17 protein-coding genes and 1 other RNA gene are annotated in these 17573 nt (G+C 32.7%); all 18 read left to right on the top strand.

Annotated elements, in window-relative coordinates; all coding sequences use genetic code 11:
- Positions 1–22 precede the first annotated feature (22 nt).
- The 18 genes from BCER98_RS06820 (at position 23) to BCER98_RS06900 (ending at position 17521) form a co-directional block, all read left to right on the top strand.
- Positions 23–577, top strand: coding sequence for a DUF1273 domain-containing protein (locus tag BCER98_RS06820; RefSeq protein ID WP_012093769.1), 555 nt, complete (start codon positions 23–25; stop codon positions 575–577).
- A gap of 97 nt (positions 578–674) precedes the next feature.
- A complete protein-coding gene (gpsB, locus tag BCER98_RS06825; RefSeq protein WP_012093770.1) occupies positions 675–1010 on the top strand; it encodes a cell division regulator GpsB in 336 nt (111 codons plus the stop codon).
- Between the two features lie 86 nt (positions 1011–1096).
- Positions 1097–1488, top strand: an RNA gene (gene rnpB, locus BCER98_RS20355) — RNase P RNA component class B.
- 170 nt (positions 1489–1658) lie between these two features.
- Entirely contained in the window at positions 1659–2798 is a 1140-nt protein-coding gene (locus BCER98_RS06830) for a THUMP domain-containing class I SAM-dependent RNA methyltransferase (RefSeq protein WP_012093771.1), read from the top strand.
- A gap of 120 nt (positions 2799–2918) precedes the next feature.
- Positions 2919–3830: a tyrosine-type recombinase/integrase gene (locus BCER98_RS06835; protein ID WP_235590145.1), complete on the top strand. Its 912-nt coding sequence runs from the start codon at positions 2919–2921 to the stop codon at positions 3828–3830.
- 1664 nt (positions 3831–5494) lie between these two features.
- Positions 5495–5944, top strand: coding sequence for a hypothetical protein (locus BCER98_RS06840; protein ID WP_012093773.1), 450 nt, complete (start codon positions 5495–5497; stop codon positions 5942–5944).
- A gap of 21 nt (positions 5945–5965) precedes the next feature.
- Positions 5966–6847, top strand: coding sequence for an SU10 major capsid protein (locus tag BCER98_RS06845; protein ID WP_000887342.1), 882 nt, complete (start codon positions 5966–5968; stop codon positions 6845–6847).
- A gap of 107 nt (positions 6848–6954) precedes the next feature.
- Positions 6955–7128, top strand: coding sequence for a helix-turn-helix domain-containing protein (locus tag BCER98_RS06850; protein ID WP_041809596.1), 174 nt, complete (start codon positions 6955–6957; stop codon positions 7126–7128).
- A 236-nt stretch (positions 7129–7364) separates the two neighbouring features.
- Positions 7365–8180: a hypothetical protein gene (locus tag BCER98_RS06855; RefSeq protein WP_012093776.1), complete on the top strand. Its 816-nt coding sequence runs from the start codon at positions 7365–7367 to the stop codon at positions 8178–8180.
- Between the two features lie 32 nt (positions 8181–8212).
- Entirely contained in the window at positions 8213–8419 is a 207-nt protein-coding gene (locus BCER98_RS06860) for a hypothetical protein (RefSeq protein ID WP_000485079.1), read from the top strand.
- Positions 8420–8456: 37 nt separating this feature from the next.
- Positions 8457–9521 carry a hypothetical protein gene (locus tag BCER98_RS06865; RefSeq protein ID WP_012093778.1) on the top strand — a complete coding sequence of 355 codons (1065 nt, stop codon included), beginning with the start codon at positions 8457–8459 and terminating at the stop codon, positions 9519–9521.
- Positions 9522–9538: 17 nt separating this feature from the next.
- A complete protein-coding gene (locus tag BCER98_RS06870; RefSeq protein ID WP_012093779.1) occupies positions 9539–9928 on the top strand; it encodes a hypothetical protein in 390 nt (129 codons plus the stop codon).
- The gene (locus BCER98_RS06875; protein ID WP_012093780.1) at positions 9928–11505 is read left to right on the top strand and encodes a terminase large subunit domain-containing protein; all 1578 of its coding nucleotides are present in this window, start codon (positions 9928–9930) and stop codon (positions 11503–11505) included. Before BCER98_RS06870 ends, BCER98_RS06875 begins: the two co-directional genes overlap by 1 nt.
- 54 nt (positions 11506–11559) lie before the next feature.
- Entirely contained in the window at positions 11560–11994 is a 435-nt protein-coding gene (locus BCER98_RS06880) for a hypothetical protein (RefSeq protein WP_012093781.1), read from the top strand.
- Positions 11995–12174: 180 nt separating this feature from the next.
- A complete protein-coding gene (locus BCER98_RS06885) occupies positions 12175–13575 on the top strand; it encodes a phage portal protein (RefSeq protein ID WP_012093783.1) in 1401 nt (466 codons plus the stop codon).
- 499 nt (positions 13576–14074) lie between these two features.
- Positions 14075–14851 carry a hypothetical protein gene (locus BCER98_RS06890; RefSeq protein ID WP_041809600.1) on the top strand — a complete coding sequence of 259 codons (777 nt, stop codon included), beginning with the start codon at positions 14075–14077 and terminating at the stop codon, positions 14849–14851.
- 17 nt (positions 14852–14868) lie between these two features.
- Positions 14869–16251, top strand: coding sequence for a hypothetical protein (locus tag BCER98_RS06895; RefSeq protein ID WP_012093785.1), 1383 nt, complete (start codon positions 14869–14871; stop codon positions 16249–16251).
- Between the two features lie 772 nt (positions 16252–17023).
- Positions 17024–17521, top strand: a complete 498-nt coding sequence (locus BCER98_RS06900; RefSeq protein WP_012093786.1) for a hypothetical protein — start codon at positions 17024–17026, stop codon at positions 17519–17521.
- Positions 17522–17573 lie beyond the last annotated feature (52 nt).

Raw genomic sequence — 17573 nt, forward strand, 5'->3', positions numbered from 1 at the left:
TTCTTTTTATTGGAGTGTTGATATGAAAGTTTTAGCTGTAACAGGATATAAACCTTTTGAACTTGGAATATTTCAGAATGATCACCCAGGTGTGACTTATATAAAAAAAGCGTTACATCGTAAATTTCTTGCCTTTTTGGAAGAAGGATTAGAATGGGTGATGATTAGTGGACAACTTGGGGTTGAATTATGGGCTGCAGAAGTTGTGTTTGACTTACAATTAGAATATCCCGATTTAAAACTTGCTGTGTTTACCCCTTTTTTAGCACAAGAGGAAAACTGGAAAGAAGAAAATAAAGAATGGTATGAATTCATTTTAGAGCAAGCTGATCATGTTGATAGTATTACAAAAAGAAGATATGAAAGCCCAGAGCAATTTCGATTAAAAAATCAATTTTTTATTGACAAAAGTGACGCACTTTTAGCTGTATATGATGAAGAAAAACCAGGAAGTCCAAAATATATAGTAGAGGTGGCTAAGAAAAAAGAAGAAATAGAAAATTATCATAGCTATTTCATTCTTTTTTCTGATTTACAAGATATAATAGAAGAAGAACAGTGGAATGATGCAGAGTAATATAGAAGATTGCTTGTGCAGATATGATTGACAAAAGTGACTGTTTCTGAAAAAATTTAGCTAATAAAAGTTTTGGTGAAAATTTGAGGTGAAGAGAATGATTTCGGATAAAATTAAATTAACGGCAAAAGATATTTTAGAAAAAGAATTTAAAACAGGCATGAGAGGATATCAGCAAGAAGAGGTCGACAAGTTTCTTGATATGATTATTAAAGATTATGAAGTATTTCATAAGGAACTGGAACAATTGCAACAGCAAAACGCACGTTTGAAACGTGAATTAGAAGAGCAGAAACTTGCTGCGGCACAAGCTCCGCAACAAACGATTCCAACACCGGCTGCACAACCTGTATATAGCAATACAAATACAGATATTTTGAAACGTTTATCTAATTTAGAAAAAGCTGTTTTTGGAAGCAAATTATACGAGTAATGTAGAAATGGAAAAGATTGAAACATCTTACATATAAAAAAGCATTGCAAAATCTTTTTGTTTCCACTATACTAATCTTTGTCATAGCGTTTGGGTAATCGCTGCAACGTAAACGTTGTAGAGGAAAGTCCATGCTCGCACGACCTGAGATGGTCGTAGTGTTCGTGCCTAGCCAATTCATAAGCTAGGGTATTCTGGCCGCGAGGCTGGTTTAACGGCAGGGAAAAAACCTAAGTCCTTTTGGATATGGTTTGACTACCTTTAAAGTGCCACAGTGACGAAGTCCTTGAAGAAATGATAGGAGTGGAACGAGGTAAACCCCACGAGCGAGAAACCCAAATAATGGTAGGGGAATCTTTTCCAAGGAAATGAACGATGGAAAAGGACAGGTTTGAGTAACCTGTAGATAGATGATTACCACCGGAGTACGAGGCGTGGGCCGTTTGTAGTACAAAGGAACAGAACATGGCTTACAGAACGTTATGAACCAATTACGTAATGACTCAGCTCTCCTTTGAAAGAGGAGAGCTTTTTATTTGTATGAAGTAATGATGCTTGAGTTACAATGGTAAAGAAAACAATACGTTATCATACTTAATCATTTATAGAGTGATGATTGTTTGATTATACATAAGAGGTGAATAGAAAATGGGAAAAGTTACTTTAATTGCAACAGCAGCGATGGGAATTGAAGCTCTAGTTGCAAGAGAAGTTCGTGATCTTGGCTACGAGTGCCAAGTAGATAACGGAAAAGTAACGTTTGAAGCAGATGTAAATGCAATTTGTCGTGCCAATTTATGGTTGCGTACTGCTGATCGTGTCAAAATCAAAGTGGGGGAATTTAAAGCAACTACGTTTGATGAATTATTTGAGAAGACAAAGGCTCTAAATTGGGGAGATTATATTCCTGAAAACGGGGAATTCCCTGTTATTGGTAAATCTGTGAAATCAACTTTATTTAGTGTTCCAGATTGCCAACGTATCGTCAAAAAAGCTGTTGTTGAAAAGTTAAAATCAACATATAAGCGTACAACTTGGTTTGAAGAGAATGGTCCTTTATTCCGCATTGAGATTGCCATGTTAAAAGATATTGCAACGTTAACAATCGATACAAGTGGTGTCGGATTGCACAAGCGCGGATATCGTGTTGATCAGGGAGAAGCACCGTTGAAAGAAACGTTAGCTGCATCCTTAATTAAACTTACAAATTGGAAACCAGATCGTCCATTCGTTGATCCGTTTTGTGGTTCTGGAACAATTCCGATTGAAGCGGCGCTGATTGGACAAAATATTGCACCAGGATTTAACCGAGACTTTGCATCGGATGAATGGGACTGGATTGGTAAGCAAAATTGGAAAGAAGCGCGTCAAGAAGTAGAGGATTTAGCAAATTATGATCAGCCATTACAAATTATCGGATCAGATATTGATCATCGTATGATAAGAATCGCGCAAGATAATGCGGATGAAGTTGGATTAGGCGATTTAATTTCCTTTAAACAAATGCAAGTAAAAGATTTTACAACAAAAGAGGAATATGGCTATGTTGTAACGAATCCTCCATACGGAGAACGTTTAAGTGAAAAAGCACTTGTTGAAAAGTTATACAAAGAAATGGGAGAAGTATTCCGTCCGTTAGACACTTGGTCCTTATATGTATTAACAAGCTATGAGGCATTTGAAAAATGTTATGGACAAGAAGCGTCGAAAAAGCGTAAATTATTCAATGGCTTTATTCGTACAGATTACTACCAATACTTCGGAAAACGTCCACCTCGTAATTCATAGTATAAAGGCATTTGAAGGGCTAAAACATAATTGGTTCGCTTAGAACAAGTTATTAAATATTAGCCCAATAAATAAACCTCATTCTTTTTTCCGAAAGGAAGAAAGGGTGAGGTTTTTTTGTTGTATAAAATTGCAATGCAAGAATTTTTGGATGACAGGGAATTACGTAATTTAAGTAAACATACTTTGAAATCTTATAAAGGAATTTTGAAAAGGTTTGAGTCCTTTTGTGTAAATAAAGGGATATTTGACACTGATAAAGTTACGTCAAAAGTTGCAAAAGAGTTTTTAATTTATTGTAAACATGAGTTGAAAAATAGTATATCTACAATAAATGAAAAGAATCGAACATTAAAGGTGTATTTTAAGTACCTAGAAGAGGAAGGGATAGTTGAGGAGAATCCATTCAAAAAAATTAAATTTAGTAAAGAAGATACCATAACAGATGTTTTAACAGATGAGCAAGTGAAGAGTGTTCTTGAACACTTTGATAGAGGTCATTATAAAGGCACGAATTTTGCTTTAATGAGAAACCGGATGGTAATTGTCTTGTTGATTTCTACAGGGCTTAGAAGAGAAGAATTAGTTAATTTAAAGTGGTCTGATATTGACATGAGGAATAGGACAATTATGACCTATGGGAAGAAAAGAACCGTTGCTACTATTCCATACACAAGGAAATTGCAAAAAGAATTAGCGGAATATAAAACATTTTTAGAATTTTATTTCGAAGAAGAGAAAGAAGTTGTATATGTGTTCCCAGATAAGTGGAATCGACAATTAACTACAGAAGCAATATCTACTTTATTCAAACGTTTAAAAAAGAATTTAAATATGGAAGGACTAACTTGTCATGCTTTTAGACGTTATTTTGCTTCTAAGTGTTTAAAAATGGGAATGGACTCTTTGAATTTACAAAAACTCATGAGACATGAAACGCTCCAAATGACCGAGCGATATGTAAAACTTTATGGTCATGCACTGCATGATGTAAATGATAAATATAACCCTTTAAATTTTATTGAAGTTTAAACCAAAAGAAAAAGAGTCGCTCCCGCCAAGAAACCGACTCTCAAAACTAGCACAGGGGAGAAAAACTCCACTGTTCCCAACTAAATAACGGACAAACCGTACATTTAGCACCTTCATTTTATCGAAAAAATTCGAGGAATGCAAGGTTTCTTCAGTAATGCCTTTTTGGGGTGGAGTGTACGGTAATTCCGAACGTGGGAATGACCTAACACCACGCTAAACACTTGAACAGGTTTGCTAAGCCAATGTCATAAAATTAAGCGTATACTCACAAATGCGTTTCCTTGTTTGCGCTGAGTATAGTCTAGGAGAGAACGTCCATAAACGGTTTGGTAAAGGTTGCTTGGTGTACTACGGTACAGGTAGCAACGAATAAGAAAGATAACATTAGGTTATGAGTAATTGAGGATAATGTCAGTAGTACAATTCCTTCCCTAAATCTTTCGGCATGTTGGACAAGCATGGCATGTTAAAAGTTCGTTGTAGGTGAAAATCTAACGTTCAAACAAGGTGTTACTATACGGATTCCTTAACCCGATAGACCATGAGAAATGACAATGAACGTCTGCTTTATGTTGCATTAACCTTCTTGTTTTTGCAATGTAAGGTAGTCATTCTATGCCCTAGCCGTTGTCCTGTACCCTCATCCCATGATGAAAGACGGACACCTAAAGTCAATATCATTTTTAGGTGGTAGTTCAAATCGACAACTACTATATAATAATAAAAGATTAAATATAAAAGATATATATATATAGTGTTGTCGAACTAAACTACCACCTTGGAATTACAATTAAAACTGTATATAAACGATTGTTCTAGTGTTGGGGAGTTAATGTGTTATGTGTATTCTAGAGCAACTGTACAAGAAGGTATGAGCGTTTGAAAGATATTTTAAAAGATAGAATTGTTAGATGATGAGCGGATATGTTTTTTAAGGTATTCTCAAAGTTTTATCAAAATGGTTGCAAAAGTGCCTTCATAAACACTTTATTAATGAGGGATAAATACACAAAATGAAAAACACGTACAAAATGCCCTCCAAAAGCACTAATATATGAAGGGATTATTTTTAAAAGTAAAATGTTTGCAAGACATGTAGATAAGGGCTTTATTAATGAAGGGTCTTTTAAACAAATGTAAAACAGCGACAAAAGTATTCTCCCAACCACTAATATATGAAGGGGATTTTAACAAATATAAAATGGTCACATTTTGGTCTAGTAAAGCACTAATATATGAGAGGTAATTTATTAAAACATAAAACAGCGACAAAACCCCTTAGTTGAAGGCATTATTAGTGAGGGGATTAATCTTAAAACATAAAATACATACTTTTCCCCCTTGTAAGCCACTAATATATGAAGGGTATTTTGGAAAAATATAAAAAGGTTAACAAAAGTGTTTTCATAAACACTATATTAATGAGAGGTATTTTATTCGAAGTATCAAAACAGCGACAAAAGTGCTCTCATAAACACTATATTAATGAGGGGTATTTTTTTATAACTTTACTCAATTTATTGTATGAGTGAAAAGCAAAACTCCTTGGAAAACTAATTACATCTTTTCTTACGATAGCGATTAGTGTACTCCTTTATAGAAGGGTGGATAGCCACACCCTTCTTTTTTATTCTTAATTTTAAATGGAGGAAGAAATATAAATGCAAGAAATTAATAACCAAGAACAACAAGAACAGGCAAAAGATGTTGAAGAAACTCAACAAAATGAAGAAATAGTTGAAGAAAAAACGTATTCACAAGAAGAAGTAGATTTACTATATAACCAGATTGAAGAGTTGTCACAATACAAACCAAAAGAATTAACAGATGATGAAATTAAAATTCAACAAAAGTTGGAATCTATTTGGAAAAGAGAGGTTGCACAAACCTTAAAAGAAGAAGGCGTTGAAGTTTTCGCTGACTTCTTTAACGTTTCTGTCGATGATACAGAAGCATTAAATAATCAAATTATAAGATTAAAGGAAATCATTGGTCAACTAGAGTTAGCGAATGGATATAAACCGACAAATCATAAACAGGTAGACGGCTATATCATTGCTAAGAAAAACAAAGACACTAAATCTATGATTAGTCAAAAATTAAATTTTTAATATAAGAAAGAGGAAAAAAGAATGTTAGATTCTAAAAAATTAACTACACAGGAAAATATTCATCTTACTGATGAAATTGCATTAGTAGCACCTATCGCTACTCCATTTTTTACATTACTTATGAGCAAAGGATTATATGTTGACTCAAAAGGGAAATTTCACACATGGAGAGAAAAAACTCTTGATGGCACTGCTGACATTACAGTGGATGAAGGTGTAGATGCTACACAATTCGTACAATCTGGACGTGCAGAATTAAACAACGTTATGGAAATTTTCTATAAAGCAACTAGCGTATCTGGTACAGCACAATCAACAGGAGCAGTTGGTGATTTATTCGCACAAGAAATTAATGACCGCTTAGTTGAACTTGCTATTGGTATTGAGAATAAACTTATCAACGGTGTTAAAAACGATGGTGCAAGTGGCAAACGTCAAATGGATGGACTTTTAAAATTTGTTGATGCAGGTAACGTTGTCAACGGTGTTACTAAAGATGTATTAACTGAAAAAGAAGTTAAGGAACTTGTTAAGAAATTATGGACAGCAGGAAATGAAAATGGTGAATTTTACGCATTAGTTGGTGCTGACTTAAAAGACCAAATTGACGAACTATACAAAGACCGTTACTCTTACCAACATGTTACTACTGATTTCGGTATCACTGTTGATTCTGTAAATACTTCATACGGAAAAATTAACTTTATCTTAGACCGTTATATGCCGGCAGATAAAATTGTTGCTTTTGATGTAAATGCTATTAAAGTTGCTTTCTTACGTCAACCACAATTCCAAGCATTAGGTAAAACTGGTGACAATGATAAAGGTCAAGTAGTGGCAGAAGCAACGCTTGAAGTTGGAAGCAAAAAAGCAGTTGCGGTTTATAACTTAAAACAAGCGTAACTAACTAATTAAATACATAAATCTAATAAGGTGAGAGGGTAATTCCTCTTGCCTTATTTATTTTGATGAAAAGTAAAAAAAGTGAGTGGAATAGGAGGTTAAATACAATGAGCATTAAGGATATGTACATTATCGAACGTAGAAAGAAAAAAATACGTTTACGCCAGTTAGCAGAGTATATTGGCTGTAGCCCATCTCTCCTTTCCAGATATGAAACAGGAGATTGTGAGATGGATAAAGAGAAAGTGAAAAAGTATAAAGAGTATATAAATTCTTATTAAATTTTAGATGAACGAAAGATAAATTAAAGGAGTGAAATATGTGGAAGTAGTAGAAACTTAACTCTTTTACTCAAACAGCACGTGAGTAAAATGGAATAAAGGAATAACAAATAATATTTATAGAATTTAGCGATTTTACAATTAAATAGAAAAGATAAAATTAAGTTTTTATCAAACATTAAAAACATAAATTAGTGCAAAAGTTTTAAGAGTGAAAGTTACACTTTCGCTAATTTATGAAGCAAGATTTTAAAAGAAAATTTCCGCAATGGGTTAATGAAACTGGAGATTATACAGTTTGTTTGTCAGATGACCTAGATAGTTTAGTTGGTGCTTCTGTTTTAAAGAGTGTTAAAGGATATGAAATTAAACATTTCTATGATTTTAACAACTTCTATTCAGTTGATGGTGACAAACGAAAAGCGATTGGTGTTGATATTGCATTAGAAAAAGGAATGACTTGGGATAATCATGTCGTACGATTGTCCAGATATGGAAAAGTAAATACTGTGTCTGCTAATCCTAATGTGATAGAAAACATTGATAGAGAGAATTACACAAAGAAGTATGCAATGAGTACAGCACTTCTAATATGGTCTTTTTATGGTTTATCACTTCCGCAGAGTGATGAAGGAAAGATGTTGCTACTTAGTATAGATTCTTCTTATAAGGGTCATTATACGTGCTTTAAGTCGGTTCAAAATGAATGGTTAAGAAAGTTAGGTTTTGAAGAGTTAATTGACATTCAGAATAAATACACTTTGAAAGATTTTGCAAATATTAAAAAGAAATATAACTCTTCTATGAAAATAGTACTTGTGAATGGACAACTACAAACAGAGATGTATTTAGAAGGTATCTCAAAGGTATTAGGTTTACCTATTGAGTTGCCTATTTGTCGTTTTAAATTAAGAAAGCGTTTTCTGAGAGAAGTGATTGAGTTAAGAAAATATACATCTTATACGAAAGGCATGATTGAAGAGAAGTATAACAAGGAAATCTTCTCTATGGCTCTTACCCAAAAAAATACTATCAGTTTAACTTTCAAGTAATGTGAAGGTTAATTAAAAAGGAGGAATTTAGAATGTTTCAAGAAAAAGAGTACTTTTTCTGTTATTCAACAAATTTACATGAGTTTTTGAGATATGAGAAAGGAATTAAATATATTTGCACAGCATTCCACGACACAACAAATAAACGATTTTGGTTATTTGAACGTGATGGGGAGTTGTTAAATGCTCTGGATGAGTATAATGAGCGGGGCAAAAAATTAGGATTAAAGAACAAGTAATCCATTAAAGGTAATTTAAATAAAGGGGTAATTAGAAATGTTAAAAATGACAACAGATAATTATATCCAAATTCCAAACGTGGCGTTTGGGTTTGGTACAGAGTACAAATTAAACAACGATGAGTTAAAGGTGTTTGCTTATCTTCAATTTATGAAGAATGTTGGCACAATGAATATCAGAACACATGTAACAATCATAGTGGAAGATTTAGGGTGGACGACTTCAAATGCAAGTCGTGACAATGTGAAGGCAGGAAAAGCATTGGAAGGTTTAAGAGATAAAGGTTATATAACTTTATCTTTCAACGGTGATGTAAAAAAGAATGCACTAGCAATTGAAATAAACGATGAAATGAAGAAAGCGACAGCAGAGGGGAAAGTTAATTGGAAACAGAATCCATTCAAATTCAAAGGTTTTACGCCAATTAAATCAAGTGAATACAATCTAGCAGGAGAAGATGATTATCACCTAACAGTTATGGCTTACCATAATTGGAGAAATAACGCACAATTCGAATATGCAATTTGCGACAAAGAATGGTGTGAAGTGCTGGAATTAGGTATGACACGAACAAGGGAAATCATTAACGATTGTATATTTCTAACAAAGGTTTCTGGTAAAAGATATCAAGATGAAACTGGAAAATGGAAACAAGAAACAAACCAATATGTAAAAAGTATGTCTGTTAAGACAAATTTAAAAGAAATTGAAACAAAAAATAAAAACTTATCCTTCTTGGAAAGAGAGCGTGAAAAGGTTACTGATGAGAATGTGTTGTTAAATGAAGGTATTTTCAAACAAATTTTTGATAAGCAAACTAAATTTTATTGGGATGGATATAAAGCATGGAAAGAAACAATTTGCGACCACGTAAAACAAGCAGGTCAAAAGAAAATAGATGCAATGCTGAAATCTTCAAAAGAAGGTGCAAAATACGTTGTTGAGAAATTAGAAAAAGAATATCAAGAACGTTTAAAAAGTAAAGAAAGAGCACATAGAATGATGGAAATTCATATGAATGAATTTGAAGGACATGAAGAATGGACATCACCATATAAGCAGAAAGAAATCAAAGAAGAAAGTTTCTTTGATGATATGTAAGAAAGAGGTTAAATGAAATGACGTTAAAAGAAGCATTAAAGAAGATTACAAAAGAGAATCGAATGTATTTTAATTATAAATTCCCAGATACACGATTCAATCAAACTATTCTGCCAAAAAATGAAGAAGAATTTCTTATTTCAGTTGGTAGAAAAACTATGAATGGTTTTACAAATTGGGAAAAGACACCAGAGTATGCAAATTTGGTGGCACTGTATTTACAATCTAAAATGATTGATGATATACATACTATTTACAAAGTTGTGAGAGAAAAAGCATTAACAGGTGATGAAAAGCAAGTTAAATTGCTTTTAACTCTTAATAAAGAAATCAACAGTATTATTAAAGCAGGGGCAGAATTATCTAAAGTAGATGAAGAACCAGAAGACGATGGGTTGATTGTATAATGGCAAGAAAACCTACTACAGCAGAAAAACTAAAATTAATTAATGAAGACCCTGTATTATGGCTACAAAATTTCGTCAAAATCACTACCAATACAGGTGAATATGTACCTTTTGTAGTTAATGACCAACAAAAGAAATTCATTAATGAAATGGGACGTTTTAATGTAATTGCAAAGGCAAGACAAATTGGTTTTAGTACAATGTCATTGGCTTTGTGTTTATGGATGGCAATGAACAGACCAAGAACCAATTATATGATAGTTTCCTATAAACAAGAATCATCAACATCATTATTCGATAAATTAAAAATGATGTACGATGACCTTCCACATGATAAATTTAAGTTTCCAAAAGATACACAAAACAACCGTAACCAATTGAAATTTGATAATGGCTCATCTATTACACTTGCAACCGCAGGAGGTAAAGATGTGGGTCGTGGAACTACATATGAATACATTTTATTATCAGAGTTTGCATTCTACGAGAATCAAGATTCAATTTTATTATCAGCAGAACAAGCATTGGCAAAGAGTAAAACATCAAAATTAGTAATTGAAACTACTTCAAATGGTTTCAACTCCTATCAAAAACTCTTCATGAACGCATATAAAGGTGAGTCGAAGTACAAAGCGTTTTTCTTTCCTTTCTATTCTTCCTCATACGCAAAACAATTCAAGGATGATTATGATGAAGCAGAAATATGGTACAAAGCAAATAATAAAGGAAAACGTCTTACTAAAGATGATTTAGAGCAAGAAGAATTATTTTTATATGAGCAAAGGGCAACTCTTAAACAATTAATGTGGCGAAGATGGAAACTACTTGATATGAGTTTGCAACAATTTTATCAAGAATTTCCTGCAACCCCAATGGAATCATTTATCAGTAGTGGATTAAACGTTTTCGACCAACAAAAGATTGTTGAACGCTTAAAATATATTAAAAAACCATTTCTATATAGAGATGTAAAAATGTTTATTCCAGATAGTATTGCAAAATACATTGGAAAATCGTTAATGATTTATGAATTACCTGTTGAGGGTGTCCGTTATTATGCAGGTGTGGATACTGCAAGCGGTAGCGGTGGCGACTATTCTACTATCTCAATTTTAAATGCAGATGGTGAACAGGTGCTAAGTTTTTATGATAATAAAATTCCTGTTTATGAATTTGCAAAGTTACTTGATACTATTGGCAAGTTTTATAACTATGCCTTTTTAACAGTAGAAAGAAACTCTTTTGGTACGCCAATCTTAGAACGTTTACGAAAAGAATATGAGTATATGAATTTGTACAAACATAAAATTTTCAATCAGCAATTAGGCAAAAAACAATTACAGTTAGGATATCAAACTACTCAAGTAACAAAAAATATTATGATTACAGATTTAAAAGAGCAATTTGAATTAGAAATGATTCTTATAAACTGTCAAGAAACGTTAGACCAAATGCAAATTTTTGTTGAAACAGATGGAAAAACAGGAAATAAAAAAGGTAATGATAAACATGATGATTGTGTAATTGCTATAGCATTAGCAATTCAAGGTATTAAGCAAAATAAATGGTATATTTAAGAGGGTTTTTGTCTCTTTTTATCGAATTATATCGGTTGAAGGGAGATGGTTTAGATGAGTTGGACAAATACATTTATTGAATCCTTGAAAGAATGGGATGAGCATTGTAATCCAAAGGATGCAACATTAAAGGATGTTTTGTTTTTTCTTAGTTATAATATAGGTGAAAAATTTTTACAAGAAGATTTAACAGTAGAAAGTTTAAAGAAACGAATTATTTATCTGGTTAATGAGGAATCTTTTGAAGAGAAATTTTTAATAGATTCTTTAATTCATGAAACCACAGCCATATTCAAGAAGAGAATTAATGAACTTGGTGAAGGTATAATTCGAAACGAGAGAGGTAAGGAAACATTTGAAAAAAATGGACAGGATGCAAGTAATTTTGAAAGACAGTTATCTAAAATGAAGAATATGCAATATATATATGGTAGAGAATCAACTAGATGTTTGGAATACTATTGTAAATCAAAAGTTTTCTCTTTCTAATAGAAGACAGTTAGAGATGGAAGATTTTCAACGGAATTATGAAGAGTTAAAGCGTCAAAAGGGATTTTCAGAAGGAATACCTGATGAGTATAAGGATGTACCTTTTAGTGATTTGTATAAAAAATGAAGAACGAGTAAAGCACCCTTTAGGGTGTTTTTTATTTTGGAAAGGAAAAAGAAATGAATTTACAAGAATATATTAAAACCGTACATAACGGTAACCAATTCTGGTTTGTTGATGAGGTGTCTCATTTTGAAAACCAGAAAAGAATTTTAGATACAATTGAGAAGAAAAAATATTTGGATGGTAAACATGCTATCTCAAATAGGGTTGTAGAAAGTTATAATAATAAACCATATCAACAACGACAAGTTTTATTACAGTATGCAAAGTTAATTGTGAACCTTGAAACTACTTACCTATTAAAAAAACCGATAACTTTTACTGGTGAGGAAAAGATTGTCGGAGATATGCAGAGGGTGTATAAGAAAGGTAATTATGACAAGATTGACTTCGACCTGCTAAATAACTTAGTTAAGTATGGTAACGGATATGAGTATGTGTATATCAAAGATGATGGAAATGTGAGCAGTAAGGTCGTACCGACAGAATGCGGATATCCTATTTATAATGATGAGAACGACATGATTGCATTTGTTGAGTATTATACATCATTAGAGAGTGACTTCTATGTTGTCTATACACCAGAGGAAGTAGTGAAGTATTCAACAATTGGAGGTACGGATTTACGTGTTGTGGGTTCTTATAAGAATGTTAGTGGTTTACCAATTCACTATAAAACAGATAATGAATTGAGCACGACATTTGGAAAGAGCGACTTAGATGACTTTATTAATATCATTGATGCTATGGAGGATTTACTATCTAAGTTTAGTGATTCATTCTATAAACATCATAATCCAATCCCAGTAGTTATTGGGCAACAACTAAAAGGAGAGGGGCTGAATCCTCATATCGTTGGTGGTGGAATTACTTTAGATGATGGTGCTGACTTTAAGATGGTAAGTAATGGTGTCAATCATAAGGCATTTGAGGTAATCTTCAATACACTCATGCAACAACTGATTAACATTGCAAGTGTTCCTGCTGTGGCATTGAATGCTTCGGATGTAAGTAACTTATCAGAGATGAGTATGAGAATGTTATATCAACTTGCTGACATGAAGGGTGGACTCAACGAGCGTTACCTAAGAGAGGGACTAGAGCAACGCAACAGCAAGGTAGTGGGTCTGTTAGGTAAGCAAGGTAAGGCATACAGTGAAGATGCTATTGACTCGTTAGATATGGTATTCCACTATGCAAGACCAGTCAATGAGACAGAGGTCATTGATAACTTAGTTAAGATGTATGATGTTGGTGCAATCAGTATGGAGTCATTGGTTGCAATCAATCCATATGTTAGCAATGAACACCTAGAGTTGAAGCGTATACTTGAACGTGAGAAACGAGTTAGTGAGCAGAAGCAAGTCAATAACAAGGTCAATGAGTATGAGCAAGCAAAGACAATGGATGTAAAAGCAGACGTTGCAACTAAGAAAGAGGATATAGTCGAGGGATAAGAGAGACATATGTGAGTGTTGTGATTGTATGTGTGGATTTGGCAAAAACATTGATATATCAAAGTTTAGTGATATAAAGGTATTAATTTCATGCGACACACTTTTAAGTAATGCATGTGTGCGAGGATGAGCCGAGCCGGAAAATAAACGAACAAAAATGAGAAGGGTATGGAAAGAACAAGCGTTCTTAAAACTCGTTTTTGTTCAACTTACTCTAGGTAGATGAGTGAGTTTTGTAGAAAATGACCGTAAAATAAAACACGAACAATGTCATTGGATAGTCAATGAACGTTCGTGTGATAGGACTTCCTATAACCTTAATTATGTAAACTACCATATAATTAGTATTATGGGGATACTTCTTTATTCGTGTATTGTTCATTTTTGGTGTTTTCAAAGGTGAGAAGTCGAACAAAACGTTTACCCCATGTTCACAAAATGCTCCTATAGCCAACCTCTCAACACACACCCTAAAAAATTTCAGAAAGGAGAATCTATGATGCTTGATTCTATCCTAAATTTACCTAGCCAATCTCTATTATATCTCGAAAACAAAATCAAATCAACGTACCTAACATTAAATCCAATCAAACAACGTCCACTAATGACAACTGAACAATATGAAGCGATTTATCCATATGTTGCAGGTATGTTGTATCAAGAATTGTCCTTTACTCCATATGATACAACCCTTATTCATTTTGAAGATGATGAGAACATGGGATATGAAGTTAATGGAATCAAATTGAATGGATTCTACATTTCGGAACATCACAACGCTAAAATACATATATTCGTATTTACATATGAAGGAATCTGGCTCTATAACAATGAGCCATTGGATACACCAACTTATATTCAAGAGTACATTAACAGATTAGTTTGTAACTCTCATGAATGTTTAATATATAACAAATCAATTACAAAGGAGAATATAGATATGGATAATATCGAAAGATTACAAATGGAAATCGGTGGTATGGAATTACCGTATGAAGAATTAATTGTGTATTTAGAAGAAGAAGGCATTAACGGTGATGCAATTTACAATGCATCGTCAAAAGCCAACAAGAAAGCAATCTATTCAACTGCACTGGCAATTTTAAATTCAATCGCAAACCAACCACATTTAATGAAAAACTACCGACAGGACGACATGACAATTGACAGTTTTGCTAAGTATTTGCAAGCACGAATTGACCAATTAGAAAAGAAGATTCGTCAAATGCCAAATGAAGATTCTGCACCTAGCAACTTCTTCAATTTATTTCAATAAGAAAGGAGGATAAAAAAATGGATAAATTTAATATTTTTAAACTGCAATATAACGTATTCAATGACATGATGTCATTAGCAGGTCAAGAAGTGTTTATAAATGGCGCTAAGAAGTATGGAATCATTACAAATACTGATACTCGAGAATTTAATGATAAATATCTTTCAACTAATTTCGCAATGATGCGTGGTGATTACATCTATTATAACGACATGTATTGGATGATTTGGAATCAAGTAACTGTACCACGTTCGGAAAATTATAAAGGGATTATGAGACAGTGTGAGCACAATATCATATTTAATTTAAAGTATGCGGATGAAACAAGTAAATATCTTTTGAAATGTCCTGCGGTTATTCAGCGCACAAGTGATTACACACAGCATTATCAAAGCACAGTGTCAATGGTTACAATTGATTCAGAGATTCATGTGTTTGTAAGGGATACTTCTTTGACCAGAAAAATTATGAAACTTGTTGGTAAAAGCGATGGACAAGTAATTATAGGAAACAAAAATTATAGTATTATCGGTGTATCTGTTGAAAAGAAGGGATATTTAAATATTACCTGTCGTTTGGACAATACAACTTCTTTTTCTGATTATGTTAATGAAATTTATTGGAGAGAAACTAGACCTACTGATTGGGAAAGTCAAATTGATGATTCTTTATTCTACCGTGAAGGTGTAACACCTACATTACCTAGTGCTCCTAATGAATTACAAACCAATGTTGGTGAAATTAAGGGTTATGATATTAAAAATCAAACACCTACATCTCTTGGAGAGATTAGTTTCTCTTGGACACACGATGATAATAAAGTTAAGTATCGTGAATGGGAGGGATATAAGGTTGTATTGTTAAAGGATAATGTGGAGATTTCAACTACCACAACTATATCTACTTCTATTAATTATACAAACTTGCAAGCAGGTGAGTATTTTATTAAGATTTCTATTCTATTTAATACATATGTAGAAGATGAAGGAAGTTTAGCGCAGACATCTAATAAATTTCAAATTAAAGATGAAACTGTTAAACCTTTACCACCTAACAATTATGAAACTAATGTATCACCAATGGATATTAAAGCGGTAGGAGAAGTAGCCGAAGATGGAGATGGGATAGTTACTTATACATGGGGCAAAGATGTTAATGCTGAAAACTATTCTGGGTTTGTTGGCTATACACTTTATCTATATCGTAATGGTACATATTCCTATTCATTAAACTTTGATAAAGATGTAACGTCTTATAAATGGATTAACAGAGGTGAAGGTACATATTCAGGTAGAATCTGTGCACGTTTTATAAATGGTGAAATTGAGACATTAGGTTCAGAGAAGTTTTTTGGAAATGCAACAGTTCAAAATAATTTTGACAGCGGTGACCCTTGGTAATAGAAATATTGGGTGTATCTCATGATATACCTTTATTTTTCTTTATATAGCCCTCTAGTTGTTTTAGATGTTTTGGTATTGGGTTAGTTCTTAAAATCTAGTACAAGCAAATTTGAGAGGTCGTTTTTTGAGGTAGGAATCTTTTCAATTTTCGTTTTCGTGATTGGGTTTAATATATATAAAGTCGGCAAATTACGCTAACACGTACACCCCTTGATAACAAAGGTTTTTATCCTGTCTCAAAAGTACCTAATTATTAATCTTGACACCCTCTTAGACATTTTGAAATGTCAAATGGCTTGTTTAAAATGCAACGAGGTATCATTTTTTGTCCTGTTTTGGTCAAAAAGCGAAATTAGTTCATCAGAAAATGTCCATTTTAGGACGAAAAGTGATAAGACCTATATCAAAAAATGAACAAAAATGGACAAAAAGCGATAGGTATAGAAAATAGATAGTAAAAAGAATAGATAGTATAAAAGGAAGGTCGCTAATGCTCCCCTATCTTTCTTTCGCTAACGCTCTCCAGTTCGCCTTCGGCTCATTACCTCACTTCGTTCGGTGGGGCTTCGCCCATTCTTTTACACAATAAAAAAGAATGTTTTAAATGAATTTTAAATAAGTATCAAAAAAATATTGTACAACTTGTTTATTAATAATTAAAACAATCATAAAATTAATTTAAATATTACATAATATGAATTTCAATCATATGGTAAAATATGATATTTTTATTGTTAAGAACTATTAATTAAAAGAAGGGGATAAATATATGGCTGTGGAGAGGTTGCGAAGATCCGAATATGCTTTGAAATCTGCTCATGAACGTTTAACAAGGGCATTTAGTGTTATGAACGATGAGAATAAAATGTACGCAACATTGGGTGAAGTTTTGTTATGGGTAGTCGCCATAAACGATTGGCATATAGAATTTAATAAAGTGGAGTACTCATACAGACAAAAACAAGATACTAGAGGGAATTTATTATTTGGTTTAAGACATGCCTACAACATGGTGAAACATAATATGAATTTTATAGAATTACATAAAACGGAAGCAGTACCACAGTTCACTTTCCCAGTTTTTGAACCTCCTGTAACTTTTTGTTTAATAAAGGTTTTGTGGAAAGATATTCATAATATTTCATGTGAGAGAAGATATGAAAATCAAAAACAGAATTATATTGAATATCTACAAGGAAAGGAGGTTTTAGAAACTATTAATCAAGCGATTGATTTCCTGTTAGAGGAAAATGAGAGATATGAATAGACATTTAGTAAATAATGAATTAAATGAATTAAATCAATTTAATAAAATAAAC

The sequence above is a fragment of the Bacillus cytotoxicus NVH 391-98 genome (assembly GCF_000017425.1).
Classification (GTDB): Bacteria; Bacillota; Bacilli; order Bacillales; family Bacillaceae_G; genus Bacillus_A; species Bacillus_A cytotoxicus.